The organism is Paenibacillus sp. FSL M7-0802, assembly GCF_038004945.1.
In the GTDB taxonomy this organism is placed as follows: Bacteria; Bacillota; Bacilli; order Paenibacillales; family Paenibacillaceae; genus Paenibacillus; species Paenibacillus polymyxa_B.
In genome coordinates this window covers 3,278,840-3,300,160 of record NZ_JBBOSD010000001.1, presented here as the reverse complement: position 1 = coordinate 3,300,160, position 21,321 = coordinate 3,278,840, and the positions used below count along the sequence as shown (strand labels likewise).

The window sequence follows — 21,321 nt, the reverse complement described above, 5'->3', positions numbered from 1 at the left end:
ATTGAGCTGCCGCTTTTCTGCAAAATGCCTATTCGAAAGGACAATCCCTATCCCAGCAAGATAAAGGTCTTTACAATCTCCTTTATCCCTTCATCGAATCAGGTACAGATGAAATGCTTTCTGCTTGCTCCTTCGTACGCCCATGTCCAAATTTGAATACGAGAATACCACCGATAATGACCAATACACCGATCAACTTATTAAAGGTAAACGGAATCTTTTCTAATCCGAGCCATCCTAACGAATCCCACAACAGGGCGGTACCTAACTGCGCCGTCAATACAATGGAGATCGCATAGGTCGGGCCAAGTCGCTTCATTCCTTGTACCAGACAGAACACAACACCGACACCAATCATGCCACTGAACCAGTACCACGGCTGCATATGCTGTAAAGCAAATGTATTTTTCCCTTCAAAAATAAGACTCCCGAGTAAGGAAGCCAAGAACCCTGTTCCCAGCACCAATGTTGTTGTGGCCCACGATCCTGTCCGTTCATTCACCTTATTATTGAATATCGTTTGCAGACTGACCAAGGCACCTGCGATAATCGCCAATACAATTCCTAATAACATATTTTAACTCTCCCTTGATGATCCCTGATATTCTTCTGCCTTTATCCTAAATGCTCCTATTACAATGATTCATAAATATTATGTCCTGCCAGTTCACTCAAACCTTTTCTGTCCCGAATGACAATGTAACCTTTGGTCCGTTCAACCCATCCATCTTCAATCATTTTGCGAATGACACGGTTGAGATGTCTATAGCTGGTTCCGATCAAATTCGCCACATCTACCAGACTAGATGCACGTAATTCCTCATGAAAAGCCGTATTCGATTCGTCAAAAGAAACCGATAGCAGGTAGCTCGCCAGCCTGACTTCCACCGGATACATGAGATTGAAACTGGAAAAGTCGGAGTCCAGGCAAAACTTTCGCGTGACAATATCCAATAGAAATTGCAGCAAAGGAGCATAGTCTCTGCCGTATTTGTTCATCCATTGGTGGTGAATACCGATCACATAGATCGGAGACACTGCCTCTACTGTGTTGATAACGTGACTACTCCGAATATATTCAACATCTCCTATGACCTCGATCGGTGTTTTGAAGCAAAGGATCAGGGTTTTCCCTTCTGTAGAACTGGTATAAATCTTGACCTTGCCCTGCACCAGTATATATAGATGTTCGATGGAGTCTCCCTGTGAACAGAGCTTTTCCCCTTGCTCCAAACGATGCAACGACAAATAAGGATGTAGTGGCTCGTAGAGTATGGATTCCAACTCATGCAGCTGCAAAAAATATTTTAGCTGCTCTTGATCCTGAATTTCTCTCATTCCTAAGCTCACCTTCAATTTCTACATACTAAGCTTTCTTTACAAGTTAAAATTCTATTTTAGAGCTTCAGAATAATTACACCCGCGATCATCATACCAATACCTATAAATTGTGGCAGCTTCATCTTTTGCTTCACTATACCGAACCATCCCTTGATATCTACCAAGAAGGTTAAACACAACTGCGCAATCAACAACGCCGAGATCGTGAACGTAACCCCAATATGTTGGATTGCCGTGACTTCACTAAATATAATAATAGCTGCAAAGGCACCGCCCCAAAGATACATCGGCTTTACCTGTTTCATTTCAGCTACATTGCCATCCCTTGTAAACATCCAGACTAATGCTGCCAAAATAAAGCCTATTAGCTGAGTAACAGTGGCCGCCGGCCATGTACCGATATCCTGACTAATCCGTGTATTCGCTACCCCCTGTAGCGTAATACACGCTCCTCCCAGAAAAGCAAACAAGATTCCTCTCATAAATCGTTATTCTCCCCATGTAAATGACTTTTCTATATATTAAAGTATAGGGCAGACTCTCTATAAAGGACATATGTCCTCAATGAATAGTAAAACATACTCCATTTCATTCCATTCAGTATCCGCGTCAATCCTGCACACTTGCGTTAATAACTTGACAGTATCCCATCATAAAACTGCATGTTCCGGCACGATAAAATGGAATGCAGTATTCAATTGAGGAGTTGATCGTCATATGACTACACGTGATCCGCTGCATTCTGTGCCGGAATATCAAAGAAAAACCGGGAAAAAGGGCCGTACTCTTAAAATCGCTATTCTGGTACTTATTCTCTGGCTGATTACCGTCATGCTGTATCAGACCCATAAACCATTGCCTCCGTTCGTCTCCTATGAAAGTCAGGAATATTCAACCCATGAGGTAAACTTCTGGACGGATTTGACCTATCCCACCGGGGATGGAAGCACTGCACAGCATGAAGGACAAATTTTGAATCGTATGCTCGGGATCATTGATGAAGCCCAACAATTTATTGTCATCGACCTGTTTCTGTTCAATGACTATAAGCATAAAGGTCAACGCTTCCCCCAAGTCAGCGCACAAATGACCGATCATCTTATTGCCAAAAAGAAAGCTCATCCGGATATGCCTATCTTTTTCATTACAGATGAAGTCAATACCAACTACAATTCTGCCCCCAATCCTTTGTTGGAGAATATGAAGCGAGCAGGGATTCAAGTCGTGCAGACCGATGTAGACCCGTTGCGGGACTCCACCCCCATATATTCGGCAGTGTGGCGTACCTTTTTCCAATGGTTCGGGCAGCAGGGCACAGGCTGGATTCCCAACCTGATGGCCAGTGACGGACCTGATGTAACGGCTCGCTCCTATCTTAAGCTGTTAAACGTCAAGGCCAATCACCGAAAATTGGTTGCCAACGAACAGACAGCGCTCATTTCTACAGGCAACGTGCACGACGCGAGCGCCTATCACTCCAATGTAGCGCTGGAGGTGAAGGGGCCTATCATCGGAGACATTTTACAAACAGAGCAGGCGGTGTTGGACTTTTCGGGTGGTGGGCAGCTTCCTGCCTATACACCACAGGCCGAACCCAAAGTTCCATCGAATAAGGACAGCTATCGGATCAAATATCTAACTGAGGGCAAGGTGTATACCTCGGTTCTGGATGGCATCGGGCAGACGAAGAAAGGTGACAGCATTCATATGGGCATGTTTTATTTGGCTGACCGCAAAGTATTGAACAGCCTGCTGGATGCCTCTGCGCGCGGTGTAAACATCCAATTGCTGCTGGACCCCAATGAAAACGCGTTTGGTCAGGAAAAAATCGGCATCCCCAATCGTCCGGTTGCCCAGGAGTTGTCCGATAAATCGGGCGGGAACATTCAAATTCGCTGGTATCATACCACCCATGAGCAGTTCCATACCAAACTGATTTATATCGCCAAGGCACAAGGAGAGCATATCATTTGGGGTGGCTCTACCAATCTGACCCCCCGTAATCTGGATGATTTGAATCTGGAAAATGAATTGTGGGTGGCCGCTCCGGCGGACAGCAAGCTGACCCGACAGGTTGCGGCCTATTTTGATAAGCTATGGAATAATCAGGGGGCTGAATACAGTTTGGATCTAACAGCTTACGAGGATCATTCAACATTTTGGAAAGATATTATATACCGTCTACAGGATATTTTAGGCTTTACTACATTTTAACTACGGGATACTGCTGTAGCGAATTCGTTTATGTTATAGCAGCGGTGAAAGCAGCCGCGCGAGTGATTCCATCAAACGTTTGAACAGACGTTTTTTCATGAATTCTTCGCGTACGATCAGACTGGCAGAGTGCAAATCTCGTTCGTAGTCTGTTACCATCTGCTGCACACTGTGCGTTTGAATTAACAGAGCGTTAACTTCAAAATTCAAATGAAAGCTACGCATATCCATATTGGCTGTCCCGATGGTCGCAACTTCCCCGTCAATGATGAGGAGCTTGGAGTGGAGGAACCCTTTTTCATATTCATATACCTTGACTCCAACCTCCAGCAACGACTGGAAGTACGAATGAGACGCGAGAAACGGTAGCCATTTGTCCGGTTTTGCGGGAAACAGAATACGCACGTCCAACCCGGACAAGGCAGCCATCCGTAAGGCAGTCAGGATATCTTCATCCGGGATAAAATAAGGAGTGGCAATCCAGACTGATTTTCGGGCGGACGTAATCATGGAGAAAAAGAGATTTTTAAGTACTCTCCGCTCATTATCCGGGCCGCTGGCAATAATCTGCACGCCTCCGTCCGTAATGGGTTCAATATCGGGAGACAGATATTCGCTATCGAGCACCGACTCACCCGTCATGTGAAGCCAATCCTGTAAAAATATAAGCTGCAACGTCCGCACAGCTTCGCCCTTCACAATCATATGCGTATCACGCCAAAAGCCGTAGGCTTTGTTGCGGCTGAGATACTCATCCCCTACATTTAGTCCACCAATTAATCCGATATTACCGTCGATAACTACAATTTTACGGTGATTACGATAGTTTACCCGGCTGGAGAAAAACAAGATCCGAGCACCACCGTATGCAACGACCTCTACTCCTGCATCTCTCATTTCCTTCAAAAATGACTTCGACAACTGAATACTGCCCACCGCGTCGTACATAAACCGAACCTTAACACCCGCTTTGGCCTTTTCGATCAAAATCTTCTGAATGCTGGTACCGATATCATCCGACCGGAAAATGTAATATTCCATATGGATATGATGCTGCGCCTTGCGCAGTTCTTCCAGCAAAGTGGAGAAGGTTTCATCTCCATTGTTCAGAATTTGAGTTTCTGTCGCAAAATAAATCGGGGAGCGGGCCAGTCTGCGGGCCAAACGCATCAACTGCTGCTGCTCATCTGTAAAGCAGGTCAGATCCCGTTTGACTCGCAAAGCATCCTTTTCAATGCGGTCGTAAGCCTGTTGGTCACGCAATGCCTTTTTGTCATACTTGCGACGCTTGAATACATTTTGCCCAAACAAAAAATAAAGAGGAAGTCCAACGACTGGCAGCAATGCCAGCAGCAAAATCCAGGACATCGTGGTGGAGGGATTACGATTCTCCGTAAAAATAATCAGACTGATGGAGATCACTGTCAGAGTGGAAAAAATACTGATGACAGTTCCTTCATTTTTGCCGATGTAATTAAACAAGCCAAAATAATAAATAATAAACACCATAGCCGCGATCAATACGGCCAGTAAGCTTCGCCTCATAACTAACCTCACTTCCAGTGGACTGCATTTGACAGGTATTCTTCATTATATTGTACATGAGCCCCTTATTTCTTCCCACTTTTTTATTAAAATGTTGATAAAAAAATCCAAAGAAAAGCTTTATACAAAACGCAATGATGCTGGGTTGACACTTACTTTTTTTCGTGTAAAAATAAACTAACGAACGTTAGGTAGGTGAAAATAATGGGGATGGAAGAGATTCGAAAGGCCGCTCTTTTTCAGTTTGCCACCAATGGGTATGAGGGAGCCTCCTTGAGCAGTATTGCCGCTGAGGTCGGTATCCGAAAACCGTCTATATACGCGCACTTCCAAGGCAAGGAGGATCTGTTTCTACAGGTGGCGAGGTACGCTTTTCAAGAGCAGAATTTACGTATTTTCGAATACTTTACGGAACGTAAAGATCAGCCGCTTAAGCATACCCTGCATGACTTCTTGTTTTGGATGGGACAGGAATATGAGAGCAACGACTCAGCCAAGTTTATGCTTCGCTTTTCCTTCTTTCCGCCTGTATCGTTGTATCACGAGGTGCTGGATATTGTTAATCCTTTTCTGGATAAAATGGAGCGAAAATTAACTCGCCGCCTCCGGAATACACGGGATCGGGAACCCTTTGGGCATATGGAGCCAGTGGATGTGGCTTTAGCCTTCATGACACTGGTGGACGGAATCATGGTGGAGCTACTGTACAGTGGAAGCATCAACTACCACCGAAGACTGAACGCTGCATGGCCTATTTTTTGGCGTGGGATTACGTTAACCTCACCTCATGAAGCGTGAAGCCGTCGAACTTATAAAATCTATTTTTGAGGAGAACATTCATCATGAATCGCAGTTGGATTTACGTTTTTGTTGGCGGCCTGATTGAGGTCGTATGGGTATCGGGTTTGAAGCATGCGGATTCTGCACTCGCCTGGGCTGTAACCGTGCTGGCTGTGGTAGCCAGCTTTTATTTGATCATGAAGGCTGCGAAGCGTTTGCCTGTAGGCACGGTATATGCTGTATTCACCGGACTGGGGACAGGGGGAACGGTCGTAGGCGAAATGCTGCTATTCGGGGAACCGTTTCAATGGTCCAAAACGCTGTTAATTGCCCTTTTGCTGGCAGGTGTGGTCGGCTTGAAGTTAGTTACCGACCGTGATGTTCAGGAAGGGAGTGGTGCATAATGGCTTGGATTGCATTGGTTATCGCGGGATGCTCGGAAGTGTTAGGAGTCATCGGTATGAAGGGCGTTACGGTGGGCAAAGGCTGGAAGTCCTTAGTGCTTATGGTCTTATCCTTTGTTCTTAGCTTCTCTCTACTCAGCTATGCCATGAAAAGTTTGCCTATGGGAACTTCCTATGCGGTATGGACAGGCATCGGAACGGTTGGCAGCACGATTACAGGCATGTTCTTGTACGGTGAACAAAAAAGCGTACTGCGTGTTTTATTCATCGCCATGATTCTTGCCGCAGCATTGGGATTAAAGCTGATATCTTAGCATGAGCGAATGGCATCAAATGTTGCAAATTGCTGATCTTAAAGGAGTGATGCCTTGTGATTACCACCGTAACGCTTAACGCGGCTGTGGATAAAGTCTACACGGTTGCAGGCTTCGGTTTGAATGCCGTCCACCGCATTAAAGGCGGCCTGACGGTACCGGGCGGCAAGGGCGTGAATGCCGCTCGCGTCATTCGCACGCTAGGCGAGCCTGTACGAGCGACCGGGTTTGCTGCCGGACACACCGGACGGCTACTCATTGACGGGTTGAGCGCAGAAGGCGTAAGCGCCGATTTCATTGAAACGGCACATGGGGAGACCCGTCTCGCCATTACCGTGCTCGACCCGTCCGCACGCACGCAGACCGAGCTGATTGAGAGCGGACCGACCATTGGGCCGCTTGAATTAGCCGCACTGCGGCGCAAAATCGAGACCCTTGCCGAGGATTCGGCTTGGGTCGTATTCTCCGGCAGCCTGCCACCCGGCTGCCCGCCCGATCTGTACGCCGAGCTGTGCACGCTGGCGAAGGCACGCGGCGCGCGGGTGGCGCTGGACGCGAGCGGGGAGGCGCTGCGCTTGGGGCTGCGCGGAAAGCCCGACCTCGTGAAGCCTAACGAGGACGAGGCCGCCCACTTTGCGGGAATCGACGCAGCGCGCCCGGATGCCGCTGAAGCGGCGGCAGCAAAGCTGCTGGAAGCCGGAGCGCAGCTGGCCGTCATCTCGCTCGGCGCGCGCGGGGCGCTGGCGGTAACGAGCGATGCGCGCTACCGCGTAAGCCTGCCAGACGCGGACATTGTCAGCGCGCTCGGCAGCGGTGACGCCATGGTCGCCGGACTGGTCACCGGCGCGGCGACAGGGCTGGATCTCCCTGCCATGCTACGGCAGGGAGCGGCCTGCGGCACAGCGGCAGCTCTGCACGCCATGGCCGGGAAGATCGAGCTCCAGGACGTGAAACGTCTGGAGCAAGGCATTACGGTGACGCTGTTGTAATTCAGCGTCACTTTTTTTATTTCATCTAAATATTCGCTTATTTTCATTTCACAAAGCAGTTATTCCGAATGCTCTATATTCCAAATATGAGCTTTTCCGAGTTGCTTACAGCAGAACCCTGTTTTCCAGTATATTTTTCATACAAATATGCGACTTCGAAGGACCCAGCTTGACTAGTGAATCCTGAAGCTCTGCAATTTCCTCTACCGACGCGGTTTGTACCTTAATGAGATAATTAAATTCCCCACTAATGCGAAATAAATCGGTGACTTCCTTCGCCTCTCTACAAAATTCAACCAGCTCTTGGCAATGTTCTGTCTTTATTAGAATAAATGTAGTCGTCCCTCGATTCATTTCCCGTAAATTAAATACGGTGCTATATCCAGAAATAATCCCTCGTTCTTCAAGCTTGGTTATCCTTTCTTTAACAGACGGCTGTGACATCGAGATTTCTTTACTGATTTGGGAAATAGTTATCCGAGCGTCATGCTGTAGCAATTTCATGATTTTGTAATCTATATCGTCAATGTGATGCTGCATATCGAGCCCTCCTAACCTGAATTTAAAAAAATAATATTTTTCACCCAAATTAACTTTTATTTAATAATTAATGTAGTATAAAAACCTTACTTTAAATATATAAGCACCCCATAATTATTCATATAATAAGGTTCACTTACATATAAGGAGGATCTGAAATGAGCGTAAAGGGACTAGCGCATGTTGCCATACAAGCCCGTGACTATCAAGCGACCATTGCATTTTATACCAAGGTATTGGGATTTAAAAGAGGACATCACTGGAGTCTTCCGTCTTTTCGAATTCAAGAGGCTTCCATGCTGATCTCACCCGATCAGAGAACCTGTCTCGAAATTTTTGATAATGATGCTGTCATTCCTGCCCAAGGAAAAAAAGCTTCATCCGAGCAAGAGATTGCTCACGGGGCTTTATTACACTTGGCATTTTACGTAGACAATGTAGATGAAATATATCAAAAAGCCCTTGCCCACGGAGCAAGAACCTTTGTGGAACCCAATCAACTTACACTTGGGGAACCTCCTCTGATTGTAACAAATGCATTAGTCCACAGCCCTAATGGTGAGGTTATCGAATTTATCAAGGATGTTGATTTTGATATGTCCCTATCGAGCAAAAAGTAATCCTCGCAGCTATTAAAAAGATCCACTTCCCGGTGAAGTAGGATCTTTTTATATTCCATACAGCTCTGCCGTTATCTCTATGGAAGAATTAAACTGTTCCTAAAAACGTCCGATATATTGATTATCGCTTATTTAAAGGAGTAGATTATCATCTCAATTGATTTCAATGTGTATTGGTTTCATTTTAGCTCCGATCTGCTGATGCCATTGTTCAGCTTGATTGGACTGCTACTCATCTATTTGGGATTCAGAACGATCCGTCGTCATCGTTATCGTAAACGCCACTGGGTCCGTACCAAGGGGCAAATCGTTGATGCGCATATCGAAGTAGATATTGATGTCGTTCCCTTTGACCGAGATGATCCGGTAGATACTAGCTACACCCGCCGATTAAAGGTACGCTTCTATACAGCTTCAGGTGAAGCCGTAGAATTCTGGAATCCTTATAGCACCAACCTAAGCCTCAACCGGGTTGGCAGCAAAATTAAGGTATTATACAATCCATCCAACCCTCGGGACGCCCGAATTGCAGGCGGTATAAATGGTGCTGGCTGTCTGGCCTTTATGCTGTTTTTGATCGGTGTTCCCTTTGCTTTGAGCGGGGTATTCGCTGTTTTGAAGTTTTTCCTCTAACCAGGCTTGGATCACATACTGGTAATAAAATTTATCGCCATATACATCGCCAGGCCTAAAATAATCAGTGCCGATATTTTGTTGAGCACAGTCCCAAACTTCCCTTCTGAATCCATACGTCCCACGAGACGCCCCGCCGTTGCCAGACCGATAAACCATATCCAAGATACGGACACGGCAGCCAGACCAAAGGCCCAGCGTTCCCCGCCGTCATATTGAAGGGAGCTGGTTCCAATTACCCCAACAGTGTCGAGTATGGCATGTGGATTCAATAGCGAAACCGAAGCAGCAAAAATCATCTGTCGTTTCGGGCGCATCGCCTGACTTTCTCCTGAGGAAGCTGCCTTCGACCTCCATAGAGTCCAGGCCATATATAGCAGAAACAAACAGCCCGCTGCATAGAGTACGTTCGTGAGCCATAGAAATTGCTGCAAAATAAGAGACACGCCCCCAACCGCAAGCGTGATCAGGATTGTATCACAGATACCCGCTGTAATGACAGCAGGCAGTGCATTGCGAAACCGCGACTGGGACGCCCCTTGATTAAACACAAATACATTCTGTACCCCCAAAGGCAAAATCAAACCCAGCGCTAATAAAACAGCATGGATAATAGCTTCCAGCATAATTATATTCCCCCAAATTTAGTCCATCATATTTCTCTAGTATTTGCTCTCCTAAATAGTCCTCGCGCAGGAAGCTTGTACGTTTCTAATCCTCTCGTATTTCCTTTAAATTCTTCACGTTCTGCGTATTCTGTTGTACACTATGCTTCAACTGCTCTAACGCCAGCTCGTAGTCCTGCGGATTATTCATATTGAACGCGGCCTTATGCCACATGTCTTCACTCACCCGCGGCAAATCCTCTACCGTCGCATAACGAACGTTCAGCTTGTCCAACCAATCGGTGAGACGAAGCCGTCTACTGCGCAAACATTCCTCGGCAGACGGCAGCACGCTCCGATGGTACACAGCCAGCAACGGGTGTATACGTCCATCCATAGAAGAGATTACTGCTTGCAATGCTGGTTCCGTCGTCCCTTGCAACTCCGTCCATTTCTCAGTTACAACGAGCAGGTCATGCAGCACCTCTGGCTGTACAAAGGGCATATCACAAGCGACAACCATCCCCCACTCCGTAGTAGATGCAGATAATCCTGCATGGATACCGCTCAAGGGCCCCATACCCGGAAAAACATCTGGCACTGTCTCCATACCACTCAGACCATATCCTTGGCTGTCACGAGTGACTACTACAACCCGCTGGGCCGCCTGCTGCAATGTAGTATACGTCCGTTCAAGCACAGTAGCTCCATCAATCTCAAGCAGAGCCTTGTCCTGTCCCATTCGGCTGGAACGTCCTCCTGCGACGATAATCCCAGTCACTTTCACAAATAAATCCTCCTTTTTTTCTGAAAACAATTGCAAATATGCATATGAATTCTTGAACAAAATTTAATTATTACATAATTGTTAATTTATTGGTTTGTTAACCCTTTCAACACATGATACATTGGAATAAGAACCTTCCCACAGATCGGCATCGATGCGTAGTTCTCTATCGGGCTAAGAAAGGAATGGCTTGTCTTGCAAAAGAGAGAAATTCAAGAGACTCCTCTATATTCCTTAAAACTGTATAATTTTTTTCTATATGGAGCTATGGTCATTTTCTCCAGCTTCTTCCCGCTGTACCTGCAAGATATCGGCATGGACAAGCTGGAGATCGGGAGTCTGATGGCCATCGGACCTTTTGTATCCGTATTCGCGAACCCTTTTTGGGGCTATACAAGCGACCGGAGCCGTAACCTCCGACGTATTCTGCTATTTATGATTATAGGTACCTTGTTATTGCTGCAAGCTTTATTTCATGTCCATACGTATATCATGATTTATGTGTCGATGATTGGTTTTTATTTTTTCCAAAGCCCTTTATTTGCGCAAAGCAACAGCCTAATTCTCAGCTATATTGAGGGCACAGACCGGAAATTTGGTTCATTCCGTATATGGGGTTCCTTCGGTTGGGCTGTGACAGCAGCAGTTGCCGGCATAGTTATTGACCAAACGGGGATATCCAGCATATCCACCATCTTTACGGTACTTCTTCTGGCTGCATTGATCTGCACCTTGTCGATTCCACCACTGAAAAGCACTGTGGAGACAGCAACTATTCATTTGCGTGGCTTTGGCAGCGTTCTAATGAACGGATACTTTATATCCTTTATTTTATTGGGCATCCTTGTATCCATCCCGAATTCGATCAACAGCGCCTTTATGTCCCTGTACATCACCGAGCTGGGCGGGTCCAAACAGATGCTTGGTTTTGCCGTTTTTATGTCATCGGTATTCGAAATTATTGTCTTTTTGCTGTTTGATCGCTTCTTGAAGAAAAAAATGACTGTGATGGTCGGCTGTTTGGCACTCGTCAGTTTGCTGTTTGCCTTACGTTGGGAACTGATGGCTCTGGCCACAGACCCGATTCAGATTGTGTTCATTCAGGCTCTTCATTGCGTCACCTTCGGTGGATACTTCTATGTAGGCACCCAATTGACCGTCCTGTTCACCCCTGCAGCTTACCGATCATCCGGACAGGCCGTATATACTTTGACCTGGAGTGGTATATCCGGTATCGTAGCAGGTTTTGCGGGAGGTTGGCTATTTCAGAACTTTGGCGGAGAAATGATGTACCATGCAGGGGTCTTTTTCGCCCTACTTGGCTCTGTGGGATTCGCTATCATGTGGTATATGCTGTACAAGAACGGTTATCAGCCAGGACTGCCAGCGGGCACTAACGAATAGAAGAAGCCCCTTAACAACACTAGAGGAATGAGCTATCCCCTCTTCCCTTCTGGCTTGTTAGCAAAGACAATAGAGTATCGTCAAGTCAATGATCATGGATAAAGAGTGTGCATGCGTAAAATAAAGGAGTCTGCCGACGGCAGACTCCTTTTCAACTTGGTCGCACGAAGCTACCATCTCTCCCACACTTTCCAACAATCTATTGCTTAGGCAATTGGAAAGAGCTTTTCAACGAAACAACACGGTTAAATACAGGCTCACCCGGCTTGGAAAGCTTCGGATCGACACTGAAATAACCATGACGGAAAAATTGGAACTTGTCCTGCGATTGAGCTTCTTTCATGTTCGGCTCGACATAGCCATGAGCAATTTCCAAAGAGTTCGGATTCAATTGGTCAAGGAATGTTTTTTCCGATGCATCCTCTTCAATCTCTTCCGTGTCCTCTGCGTTAATCAAAGGCTCATACAAACGGAATTCGGCAGGTACAGCCTGAGTAGCCTCTACCCAGTGGATCGTGCCTTTCACTTTACGTCCAGTAAAGCCTGATCCGCTCTTGGTTTCTACATCATAGGTACAGTGAATCTCCGTTACATTTCCGTCCGCATCCTTAATCACATCGTTGCATTTAATGAAGTAAGCATGTTTGAGACGTACTTCATTACCAGGGAACAAACGGAAGTATTTGCTCGGCGGATTTTCCATGAAGTCCTCACGCTCAATATAAATTTCACGGGAAAACGGAATTTGACGTGTACCGAGTTCCGGATTTTCAGTATTATTTTCCGCCTCCAGCATTTCAACTTGTCCTTCAGGATAGTTTGTGATAACCACCTTCAACGGATCTATGACTGCCATGGTGCGAGGTGCCTTAAGCTTCAAATCCTCACGTACAAAATGCTCCAGTACCTGCAAATCGATGACTCCGTAGGCTTTGGAAATGCCTGTCTCATATACGAAGCTGCGGATGGCCTCCGGCGTGTAGCCGCGACGACGTAAACCGGATATCGTCGGCATACGCGGATCATCCCAACCATCTACATGCTTTTCATCCACCAGAAGCTTGAGCTTACGTTTGCTGGTTACGGTTTGAGCCAGGTTCAGCCGTCCAAATTCGTATTGATGCGGTACCTTTTCCATCTCGCATTCAGCTACAACCCAATCGTACAGCGGGCGCTGATCTTCGAACTCCAGCGAACAGAGCGAGTGCGTTACTCCCTCAATCGCATCTTCCAGCGGATGAGCATAGGAGTACATTGGATAGATGCACCATGTGTCGCCTGTATTGTGATGTGCTGTGTGTGAAATGCGGTAAATAACCGGATCACGTAAATTAATGTTTCCTGAAGCCATATCAATTTTGGCACGCAGCACCTTTTCACCATTTTGGTATTTGCCTGCACGCATCTCTTCAAACAGCTTCAGATTGTCTTCCACACTGCGATCCCGATAAGGGCTATTTTGCCCCGGTTCGGTCAGTGTGCCACGAGTTTCGCGGATTTGGTCCGCGCTTTGGTCATCCACGTAGGCTTTACCCTTTTGGATCAGCAGGATGGCACGCTTGTACATTTCTTCAAAATAATTGGAGGCAAAATGTTTTTCCTCCCATTCATAACCGAGCCACTTCACGTCCTCTTGAATGGAGTTCACGTATTCCGTGTCTTCCTTCGCCGGATTGGTGTCGTCAAAACGCAGATTTGTGCGTCCTCCGAATTCATCTCCTAACGAGAAGTTGATCCAGATAGCTTTGGCATGTCCAATATGCAAATATCCGTTTGGTTCAGGCGGAAATCGTGTAACAACCTCCTTTACCTTACCCGTACGTAGATCCTCTTCAATAACATTTTTAATAAAATTGGGGGGAGTGATCGGCTTCTCCACGCTAATCAACCTTTCTTCCGTATAATCTGTGTAAAACCTGTTCCCTTAAATATACCCTTTCACACCGCATAACTCAATAAAATGAAAATCCTTATGCTCTCTTCAGCAAAAAAAGTGACAAGTTATGAAAAAGAGTTAACATTTTCGGCAAATAAATTCGTTATAGTGTATATATCTTTTATTTTGTCCGGAAAAGGAGACCCACCCGTGTTTAAGCTGCTCATTGTGATCCTGCTGTCTATGCTTTTGTCCTCTTCCGTCATGACTTCCGGTCATCCTTCATCGGACCCGGTGAACGAAACCGTACAATCTCGTCCGCTAGCCAGCGCTCCAGAAGACCCCTCCGTCCATTTATATGCCGTGAATCCGTCACAGGGACTATTCCATTCAGCTGTACTGGAAATCGGCCAGCAGCGTCGCACATTCCGCTGGTCGGGCTCGGCAGATATCTCCACCGCACCACAATTATATTACAGGGATGTAAACGAGGATGGTGTCCGTGAAGCCGTCGTGATCATCACACGCGCCTCGGGAACGGGTGTCGAATTGCAGGAGCTGCATATTATTAACGCACAGACGATGGAAGAATATGCGGTCGAATCGGCAGCATATGCTGTGTCCCAGCGCGTACACAGCTCAGTGGAGCTACGTGACCACAACCGCCAGGTGCATATTACTGTCACGATTGACGGTGCTACACAGACGATGGACCCTAAAGCATCAGTATTTTACGATGATCCAGTGCAATTTACAAAACATCTCGATTTTAACTCCGTCGTAATGTATGATGCCGAACAGCTCCCTCTGCAAGCCACTGTATCTGGCAGTGTATCCCCGACCGAATTTGTAGGGGATTTGGATTTGAAATATGTATACGAGCATGAACGGTTCCGGGTGGGACCTATAGAATTTGAAGCTTCCTCTCCCTTTTGACGACTCTCGCAGAATAAGGTAGCATGGGATTAAATGCTAGACTGGCTGGTTTAGCGATTTTCCGAGTGAAAGAGGGGATCAATCATGTTTACATATGCGTTGGACGAACGCACAGTCCTTCGGCCGCTCACCAAGGAGCATGTGCAGCCTCTGTTTGAGCTGATCGAAATGTCCCGTGACCGCCTGCGTCAATGGCTTCCATGGGTAGACTCTACCACGGAAATCAGCCACACAGAGCAGTTCGTGCAGGGCGCCTTGAAACAAGCCGCAGAGAACGGTAGTCTGACCGCCGGAATTTGGATAGACAACGAGCTTGCTGGCATCATTAGCTACCATGAGATCAATTGGACTCACCGCTCCGTTAGCATCGGATACTGGCTTGGACACGGGTACGAAGGACAAGGTCTTATGACCAGCGCCTGCCGCGTATTCGTTGAATATGCTTTGATGGAGCTGGACTTGCATCGGGTCGAAATCCGTTGCGCAACTACGAACCGCCGCAGCCGCGCTATTCCAGAACGTTTGGGCTTTGTGCTCGAAGGCATTGTACGCGAAGCGGAATTGCTGCCCGACGGCTACATGAACCACGCAGTGTATGGTATGCTCCAAAATGAATGGAAGCAACTTCGGTAATATTGATGTACAACAACGCCGCAGACCTGATCAGGTCTGCGGCGTTGTTTGTTTAGGCCAGGCATAAAACCGAATATTACTGTCTGTAGCCTCCCGCCTATTTTAAGAAATAGGCCATTAACACATCATCCACGAATTGGCCTGCTATGTAAAACTCCTCATGCAAACGTCCTTCAATCGCGAAACCGCTTTTTTCATAAAACATAAGGGCTTCCGTGTTGCATGAGAGTACACGCAAACTCAACTTGCGTATGCCCTCGGCAGCTGCAATGTCCTTCATGGAGTTCATGAGCGCCGTCCCAATACCTTTACGATGATAAGCTGGATGTACAGCTATATTTATTTCGAGTACATGACAATTACTAGCCAACAGCGTTGGAGAACGAAATCCAATATACCCGCAGAGTACTTCCTGTTCGATGGCGACCAGTTGAGAGCCTGGAGGCGTATTGCGCAGAAACTCTCCGCGCGACTTCCAAGACAGCGAAGCGGGAGCCGTGCGTTCATTCCATACCAATTCATCCAGCGCAATCAGATCAGGAGCATCCTTCATCTCCGAATGACGTATTGTCAAGGGTTGACTTGTAAACAATTCCTTTCAATCCTTCCTGTGAAGGCTTTCCTGAAGCAATAACTACAACCATTCGTCACTTATTGTACCATAATTACAGCATATTACTGCACTTTTATTAGGACTTAAGAACTGGGAGCATCTACCTTGGATGTCGTAGTATCCAAAGTATCCGAATGATGCCGGAAACGGTTCAACCAGCTATGCAGGACGAAAAACAGGATCGACAACACCGCTACGCCTGATGCCAGCCAAAGTGTAGGCGGTAACCCACCGCCATCATACAACTTCCCCATAATATAAGGCCCCATTACCCGTCCGGCTGCGCCAATACCCCCCACAAGCCCAATGTAAAAGGGTGCACCCCGACCTCCATGATCAGACAGGAATGCTGGAACCGCAGGTGCAATCAGCATTTCTCCCAGGGTCGCCAGAACCATAGCGAATATCATTCCAGTATAGTTCTGTGTGCCCAGCATGACAATATAAGCCGCCAAATAAAATCCTCCAGCCCATGTCATTTGCGCTGAAGCGTGATGAGCGTACAGTCGTTTTATCCAAAAAATAATGGGTTGTGCGGCAAAAATAAGGATACCATTCAGCGTCCATAGTAACCCATACATCGTTTTAGGCAAGCCCTGCTCAATAATATGGGGAGACACTCCTGTATTCCAGATCGAATTGCCGAACCATAAAAAAAGCGAGCCTACCCCCACAAAGAGATACAATCTGGTATCACGAAACAGCAAACGAGCTGGTATTTCCTCTCTTTTCTTCACGGACTTGCTGAGCTGTACTTCTCCCTCTTCTCGATCTACCCTGCTTAGATAAGACCAGAAGAACCCGGCAAATACCGCAGAAGTCACCCCGTTCATCACAAAGCTGAGCTGATAGGAAAGGTCAGCCAGAACGCCACTCAATCCCGTACCCACTGCAACCCCAATATTGTTAGCGACATAAATAATATTAAACAGCTCTCCACGACGGTCAGCGAAACGAAAACCTACAAAGGCCTGAATCGCAGGCACAGATACGACATTAAAAAAGCCTATAAAGCCCATCATGATGACAAACGCTACCCAATGACCACTGGTAAATGGAAGCGTGAGAAGTCCCAGCGCGTTCATCGCCAGTGAGCCAACAATCAATTTTTTGGCTCCAATACGATGATAGAGGGCTCCGCCCAGCACTTGACCAAAAATTCCGCCCAGAGACTGCACTAAAATCGCAATCCCTGCATCTCCCATACTACGGTTCAGTTCGTCAAACACATACATGCTGACCAACGGCCACATCAATGAACTTCCAGCGGAATTAATCAGGCTAGCAATGAGAAACACTTTCACTTCTTTCGGATAAGACTCCAACCATTTCATATCTTTTGTTTCTCCTTTTGCATCTGACGCCATAAATGGCATTATCTCATTGGGGCTTCACATTCACCACCGTTGAGAAGAAAGTAGCCCCCTGTCCCATATCCGACAGCCGATCAGAGGTTAACACATTGGCACGCTGTCTGCGTCCTTTGCCTTCCCACCATAATCCCTGGCTAATCACTGTACCGGGCAGCATCAGATCGGTGACTTTGGCTTTCAGCTCATACGTCCCCCGATCATTCCATACGGTAACCGGTTCCCCATCCGCGATGCCTCTTGTCTGAGCATCCTCCGGGTGAATTTGTAGCAAGGGCTCCCGCTCCAGCCGCTGATGCTTGGGTAAGTTAGCGAAAGTAGAATTCAGAAAATTATGGTTTGGCGGTGAAATAAACATTAATGGAAACCGCTCGTCCGCTTGCGGTCGATGCTCTCCATCATACCCTTCAATCAGCGGCACATATGAAGGCATCGCGGGCAGACCTGCTTGTTTCATTTTTTCCGAATATAGCTCAATCTTGCCTGAAGGCGTGGTTAGACGATCCAAATAAGTAGCCTTTGGCGACATATCGAGCTTTACAAAAGGTGACTCTTTTAAGGCTTCCAAGGTTACACCGTTGAGATAAGGGTTCGTTGGATTATCAAGCGCGCCTGCGATCATGTCCGCTTCACTTTCCGTAAAGGCAGCTTCGTCAAAGCCCATAGCCCGTCCGAGCAGGCTAAACAGCTCATAATTGCTTTTGCTTTCCCCGAGTGGAGCAATGACGGGTTCCTGCATCTGGACATAGTGATGCCAGTAGGATTTATATAGGTCCGTACCCTCAAAGGAAGACGCTGCAGGCAGCACAATATCGGCATAACGGGCCGTATCCGTAAGAAACAGGTCATGTACGACTGTGAACAAATCCTCTCGTTCAAATCCTTCAGTCACCCGTTCCGAATCGGGAGCTACAACTACCGGGTTACTGCAGTATACAAATAACGCCTTAATCGGCTGTTCCTTCTGTAGCAGCGCTTCTCCGATCCGGTTCATGTTGATCACCCGGGCATCCGGGTTCTGTCGCAGATCAGGACGCGCCAGATTGGCGCCGTTAAATTTGCCATAAGCGCCATTAGAGCGTGACGCTCCCCCGCCGTGCTTTAGCCATTGTCCAGTGAGCGCAGGCAAGCATGTAACCGCACGTACGTTCATACCACCATTATCATGATGCTGAAGCCCATTACCTATATTGATATACGCTGCTCGCGCAGTTCCGTACATTTCCGCTAAACGGATAATATCTGCTTCCGGCACGCCGGTAATCCGCGAAACTCGCTCTGGTGTATACGTCTTAACATGCTCGCGCAGTTCCTCATGGCCTACCGTGTAGCGATGTAAAAATTCGTCGTCCGTCAGTCCCTGAGCGAACAGCACATTCATAACACCCAGCGCGAGCGCCGTATCCGTCCCCGGATATAACGGAATGAACCAATCCGCCCATTGCGCCGTCCGGTTGCGATGAACGTCAATAACGACCACCTTAGCACCCTTTTTACGTGCCTTCTCAGCCAAAACGACCTGATGCATGTTGGTGCTAATGACATTTCCACCCCACACAATAATGAGGTCTGCATCCTCCGTGTCCTCCGGGCTGGTGCCGCCCTTAAAGCCCATAACGGATGCCCAGCCTTCATTCCCAGCCACGCTGCAAATCGTCTGATCCAGTTGGCTTGAACCCAGCGCATTAAAAAATCGGCGATCCATTCCATCCACACTCAATACGCCCATATTGCCATAAAAGCTGTAGGGGAGAATAGATTCCGATCCGTCCGTACGTATCAGCTCCTTGAATCGACCTGTAATGGTATCGACCGCTTCCTCCCAGCTAATTCGTTCAAACTTCCCTTCTCCTTTGGGGCCTATACGTTTCAACGGATAGAGCACCCGATCAGGATCATATACCCGCTCCGTCATATTGCGAACTTTGTTACAAATAGCGCCTTTGGTAATAGGATGATCCGGGTTCCCAGTGACCTTGACTATCTTTCCATTTTCCTTGTGAAGCAGGAGCCCACACGTATCCGGGCAATCTAACGGGCATACAGCCGGAAAAATACCGTCCTGCTGCTCCGTCATCCGCTGTCCCCTTTGTAAGTCTTGTTGAAGCGTGGCCTCAGGAGGCGCGCTATTGCGATGATCCATAGTGTTGATGCTCCTTTCCGTTACCGTTTCCAAAAATTACACTGATCTTATCATATCCACAGCTTTGACCTATGGCAAGAGAAGGATTTTCCCACACAGCCGCTAGTCCAAAATATTAAAAAATCCGTCTGCTGCATAGAGCAAAACGGATTTTTTTAAGAATCATATTTTTTTCGACATCCTGTTTCATCATATCTTACCGAGGGTAAAAGAGATCAAGGCATTATGGGACGAGAGCACACTCATCCTCCATGCCAAATCATGGACCACTCCCAAAAAAATCCGCCATGACAGGTTTCGTTCCCCCGGGCCTGTCATGGCGGATTTGCTTTGTTCATTGCTGTTTAAAGTGCCGTAATTAAGCAGGATCACTCAACGGATTTGATGTGCAACCGAAGAAGTGGTTGGAGATTCATTCACTGGATGTGCGTTGGCTTGAGGCTTTTTTAAATAGGCCAACCAGTAGGCTCCAGCCACAAACAGGCTACCTCCTACCAAATTCCCCAGCCAGACCGGAATGAAGTTCATAACATAATCTGCCCATGAAAAGTGGCCTGCAAAAATAGCCGCCGGAATGAGAAACATATTGGCAACAACGTGCTGAAATCCAATAGCGACAAAGGCCATGGTCGGGAACCAAATCCCCATAATTTTGCCGCCAATTGAGTCTGTGCTATAAGCCAGCCATACAGCCAGTGCTACGAGCCAGTTACATCCTATACCCGATATAAAAGACTGCAAAAAGCTTTCATGTAGCTTATGTCCTGCCATATCCACCACTTTGTCCAGGTAAGGGCCCGTTTCTGTCAAACCCAGCACATGGCCAAAGAAAAATGCAACGAATAACGCACCCGCAAAATTACTGAGCGTAATAATCGCCAAATTACGAAGCATGGCCCCTGTCTTAATCCGTCCTGCCCATCTCGCCAAAGGAACCGCCATCATATTGCCGGTCAGCAATTCTCCGCCGGCGATCAAAACTAATACCAGACCTACAGGGAACACCGCAGCTCCAATAAAGGTAGCAATGCTTCCCCATTCTTTAGGCGCACTTGCAATAACACGTATATCCAGCAAAAACCCGAGTGCAATAAATGCACCTGCCAAAAATCCCAGTACCACCGCCACAGTCCACGGGTTGTTCGCCTTGGCCACTCCTGTTTCCACCGTCTTTTCGGCAATTTGCCCCGGTTTATAGCTCGCCATATGTCCCCGCTCCTTTAATATCTTTTCACTAAAATGTTCTTCTTTCATATTTTATTTAAAATCAGTGATTATGTTTGTGAAAAAAATCACTTTATCAAGCATTAAAAAAACAGCCCTTGGAAAAAGGACTGTCTTTTCTGTATTATTACATCTACTGCGCTACTACGCGCTTTGCATTTAGTTGTATTCTTCCTTTTCAACTGCTCTCAAGAACCAAATAACTCCACCGAGGCCTACCAGCGCTACGACTACAAGAAAAAGGATATAAAACAAATCCATAAGCTACTTACCCCCTAATCCTTATGCTACTCTATATTGTACTATAAGGATTCGTCCATACGTCTCAGATTGTTGACAAACTTATGAAC

General features: G+C 46.9%; 22 protein-coding genes. 10 read left to right on the top strand and 12 right to left on the bottom strand.

What is annotated here, in order from left to right; genetic code table 11:
* Positions 1 to 82: 82 nt before the first annotated feature.
* Genes MHB54_RS15375 through MHB54_RS15365 form a run of 3 tightly spaced genes read right to left on the bottom strand, consistent with a single transcriptional unit; the run spans position 83 to position 1,823 of the window.
* Positions 83 to 574 (bottom strand): DMT family transporter, encoded by a 492-nt coding sequence (locus MHB54_RS15375; protein WP_023990727.1) that lies wholly within the window; start codon positions 572 to 574, stop codon positions 83 to 85.
* Between the two features lie 59 nt (positions 575 to 633).
* Positions 634 to 1,338: a Crp/Fnr family transcriptional regulator gene (locus MHB54_RS15370; protein WP_025721846.1), complete on the bottom strand. Its 705-nt coding sequence runs from the start codon at positions 1,336 to 1,338 to the stop codon at positions 634 to 636.
* A 59-nt stretch (positions 1,339 to 1,397) separates the two neighbouring features.
* Entirely contained in the window at positions 1,398 to 1,823 is a 426-nt protein-coding gene (locus tag MHB54_RS15365; RefSeq protein WP_023990729.1) for a DMT family transporter, read from the bottom strand.
* Between the two features lie 235 nt (positions 1,824 to 2,058).
* On the opposite strand from MHB54_RS15365, the gene MHB54_RS15360 reads away from it, so the two are divergent.
* Positions 2,059 to 3,555 (top strand): phospholipase D family protein, encoded by a 1,497-nt coding sequence (locus MHB54_RS15360; RefSeq protein WP_264454439.1) that lies wholly within the window; start codon positions 2,059 to 2,061, stop codon positions 3,553 to 3,555.
* Between the two features lie 33 nt (positions 3,556 to 3,588).
* Here MHB54_RS15360 and cls read toward each other — a convergent pair whose 3' ends face one another.
* A complete protein-coding gene (gene cls, locus MHB54_RS15355; RefSeq protein WP_264454438.1) occupies positions 3,589 to 5,100 on the bottom strand; it encodes a cardiolipin synthase in 1,512 nt (503 codons plus the stop codon).
* Between the two features lie 204 nt (positions 5,101 to 5,304).
* On the opposite strand from cls, the gene MHB54_RS15350 reads away from it, so the two are divergent.
* The 4 genes from MHB54_RS15350 to MHB54_RS15335 are packed head-to-tail and all read left to right on the top strand — an operon-like array spanning position 5,305 to position 7,587.
* Positions 5,305 to 5,898 carry a TetR/AcrR family transcriptional regulator gene (locus MHB54_RS15350; RefSeq protein WP_023990732.1) on the top strand — a complete coding sequence of 198 codons (594 nt, stop codon included), beginning with the start codon at positions 5,305 to 5,307 and terminating at the stop codon, positions 5,896 to 5,898.
* A 44-nt stretch (positions 5,899 to 5,942) separates the two neighbouring features.
* On the top strand, positions 5,943 to 6,284 hold the full coding sequence (locus MHB54_RS15345) for a DMT family transporter (protein ID WP_023990733.1): 342 nt from the start codon (positions 5,943 to 5,945) through the stop codon (positions 6,282 to 6,284).
* Positions 6,284 to 6,598: a DMT family transporter gene (locus MHB54_RS15340; protein ID WP_013312355.1), complete on the top strand. Its 315-nt coding sequence runs from the start codon at positions 6,284 to 6,286 to the stop codon at positions 6,596 to 6,598. Before MHB54_RS15345 ends, MHB54_RS15340 begins: the two co-directional genes overlap by 1 nt.
* 56 nt (positions 6,599 to 6,654) lie before the next feature.
* On the top strand, positions 6,655 to 7,587 hold the full coding sequence (locus MHB54_RS15335; RefSeq protein ID WP_264454437.1) for a 1-phosphofructokinase family hexose kinase: 933 nt from the start codon (positions 6,655 to 6,657) through the stop codon (positions 7,585 to 7,587).
* A 105-nt stretch (positions 7,588 to 7,692) separates the two neighbouring features.
* Here the strand turns inward: MHB54_RS15335 and MHB54_RS15330 are convergent, their stop codons facing one another.
* Positions 7,693 to 8,127 carry an Lrp/AsnC family transcriptional regulator gene (locus MHB54_RS15330; RefSeq protein WP_069081118.1) on the bottom strand — a complete coding sequence of 145 codons (435 nt, stop codon included), beginning with the start codon at positions 8,125 to 8,127 and terminating at the stop codon, positions 7,693 to 7,695.
* 158 nt (positions 8,128 to 8,285) lie between these two features.
* Here MHB54_RS15330 and MHB54_RS15325 point away from each other — a divergent pair, with 158 nt between their 5' ends.
* A complete protein-coding gene (locus tag MHB54_RS15325) occupies positions 8,286 to 8,747 on the top strand; it encodes a VOC family protein (RefSeq protein WP_023990736.1) in 462 nt (153 codons plus the stop codon).
* Between the two features lie 168 nt (positions 8,748 to 8,915).
* Entirely contained in the window at positions 8,916 to 9,380 is a 465-nt protein-coding gene (locus tag MHB54_RS15320; RefSeq protein WP_023990737.1) for a DUF3592 domain-containing protein, read from the top strand.
* Between the two features lie 11 nt (positions 9,381 to 9,391).
* Here MHB54_RS15320 and MHB54_RS15315 read toward each other — a convergent pair whose 3' ends face one another.
* Positions 9,392 to 10,006, bottom strand: a complete 615-nt coding sequence (locus tag MHB54_RS15315; RefSeq protein WP_023990738.1) for a LysE/ArgO family amino acid transporter — start codon at positions 10,004 to 10,006, stop codon at positions 9,392 to 9,394.
* A gap of 85 nt (positions 10,007 to 10,091) precedes the next feature.
* Complete coding sequence (gene mobA / locus MHB54_RS15310; protein WP_023990739.1) at positions 10,092 to 10,772, bottom strand: molybdenum cofactor guanylyltransferase; 681 nt, start codon at positions 10,770 to 10,772, stop codon at positions 10,092 to 10,094.
* A 195-nt stretch (positions 10,773 to 10,967) separates the two neighbouring features.
* Here mobA and MHB54_RS15305 point away from each other — a divergent pair, with 195 nt between their 5' ends.
* A complete protein-coding gene (locus MHB54_RS15305) occupies positions 10,968 to 12,176 on the top strand; it encodes an MFS transporter (RefSeq protein WP_028540718.1) in 1,209 nt (402 codons plus the stop codon).
* Between the two features lie 199 nt (positions 12,177 to 12,375).
* Here the strand turns inward: MHB54_RS15305 and MHB54_RS15300 are convergent, their stop codons facing one another.
* Positions 12,376 to 14,055, bottom strand: a complete 1,680-nt coding sequence (locus MHB54_RS15300; protein WP_028540719.1) for a glutamine--tRNA ligase/YqeY domain fusion protein — start codon at positions 14,053 to 14,055, stop codon at positions 12,376 to 12,378.
* A gap of 207 nt (positions 14,056 to 14,262) precedes the next feature.
* Between MHB54_RS15300 and MHB54_RS15295 the strand changes: the two genes are divergently transcribed.
* Together MHB54_RS15295 and MHB54_RS15290 are read left to right on the top strand one after the other, a co-directional pair.
* A complete protein-coding gene (locus MHB54_RS15295; protein WP_023990742.1) occupies positions 14,263 to 14,988 on the top strand; it encodes a hypothetical protein in 726 nt (241 codons plus the stop codon).
* Between the two features lie 84 nt (positions 14,989 to 15,072).
* Positions 15,073 to 15,621 carry a GNAT family N-acetyltransferase gene (locus MHB54_RS15290; RefSeq protein ID WP_023990743.1) on the top strand — a complete coding sequence of 183 codons (549 nt, stop codon included), beginning with the start codon at positions 15,073 to 15,075 and terminating at the stop codon, positions 15,619 to 15,621.
* 97 nt (positions 15,622 to 15,718) lie between these two features.
* Here MHB54_RS15290 and MHB54_RS15285 read toward each other — a convergent pair whose 3' ends face one another.
* The 4 genes from MHB54_RS15285 to MHB54_RS15270 form a co-directional block, all read right to left on the bottom strand.
* Positions 15,719 to 16,213, bottom strand: coding sequence for a GNAT family N-acetyltransferase (locus tag MHB54_RS15285; protein ID WP_023990744.1), 495 nt, complete (start codon positions 16,211 to 16,213; stop codon positions 15,719 to 15,721).
* Positions 16,214 to 16,317: 104 nt separating this feature from the next.
* On the bottom strand, positions 16,318 to 17,568 hold the full coding sequence (locus MHB54_RS15280) for an MFS transporter (protein ID WP_023990745.1): 1,251 nt from the start codon (positions 17,566 to 17,568) through the stop codon (positions 16,318 to 16,320).
* Positions 17,569 to 17,614: 46 nt separating this feature from the next.
* The gene (locus MHB54_RS15275) at positions 17,615 to 19,747 is read right to left on the bottom strand and encodes a molybdopterin-containing oxidoreductase family protein (protein ID WP_023990746.1); all 2,133 of its coding nucleotides are present in this window, start codon (positions 19,745 to 19,747) and stop codon (positions 17,615 to 17,617) included.
* A 372-nt stretch (positions 19,748 to 20,119) separates the two neighbouring features.
* Positions 20,120 to 20,953 (bottom strand): formate/nitrite transporter family protein, encoded by an 834-nt coding sequence (locus tag MHB54_RS15270; protein WP_023990747.1) that lies wholly within the window; start codon positions 20,951 to 20,953, stop codon positions 20,120 to 20,122.
* Positions 20,954 to 21,321 lie beyond the last annotated feature (368 nt).

Coding starts and splice junctions, on each gene's coding strand:
- MHB54_RS15375 (WP_023990727.1), bottom strand. CDS start 574: ATGTTATTAGGAATTGTATTGGCGATTATCGCAGGTGCCTTGGTCAGT.
- MHB54_RS15370 (WP_025721846.1), bottom strand. CDS start 1,338: ATGAGAGAAATTCAGGATCAAGAGCAGCTAAAATATTTTTTGCAGCTG.
- MHB54_RS15365 (WP_023990729.1), bottom strand. CDS start 1,823: ATGAGAGGAATCTTGTTTGCTTTTCTGGGAGGAGCGTGTATTACGCTA.
- MHB54_RS15360 (WP_264454439.1), top strand. CDS start 2,059: ATGACTACACGTGATCCGCTGCATTCTGTGCCGGAATATCAAAGAAAA.
- cls (WP_264454438.1), bottom strand. CDS start 5,100: ATGAGGCGAAGCTTACTGGCCGTATTGATCGCGGCTATGGTGTTTATT.
- MHB54_RS15350 (WP_023990732.1), top strand. CDS start 5,305: ATGGGGATGGAAGAGATTCGAAAGGCCGCTCTTTTTCAGTTTGCCACC.
- MHB54_RS15345 (WP_023990733.1), top strand. CDS start 5,943: ATGAATCGCAGTTGGATTTACGTTTTTGTTGGCGGCCTGATTGAGGTC.
- MHB54_RS15340 (WP_013312355.1), top strand. CDS start 6,284: ATGGCTTGGATTGCATTGGTTATCGCGGGATGCTCGGAAGTGTTAGGA.
- MHB54_RS15330 (WP_069081118.1), bottom strand. CDS start 8,127: ATGCAGCATCACATTGACGATATAGATTACAAAATCATGAAATTGCTA.
- MHB54_RS15325 (WP_023990736.1), top strand. CDS start 8,286: ATGAGCGTAAAGGGACTAGCGCATGTTGCCATACAAGCCCGTGACTAT.
- MHB54_RS15315 (WP_023990738.1), bottom strand. CDS start 10,006: ATGCTGGAAGCTATTATCCATGCTGTTTTATTAGCGCTGGGTTTGATT.
- MHB54_RS15290 (WP_023990743.1), top strand. CDS start 15,073: ATGTTTACATATGCGTTGGACGAACGCACAGTCCTTCGGCCGCTCACC.
- MHB54_RS15280 (WP_023990745.1), bottom strand. CDS start 17,568: ATGAAATGGTTGGAGTCTTATCCGAAAGAAGTGAAAGTGTTTCTCATT.
- MHB54_RS15275 (WP_023990746.1), bottom strand. CDS start 19,747: ATGGATCATCGCAATAGCGCGCCTCCTGAGGCCACGCTTCAACAAGAC.
- MHB54_RS15270 (WP_023990747.1), bottom strand. CDS start 20,953: ATGGCGAGCTATAAACCGGGGCAAATTGCCGAAAAGACGGTGGAAACA.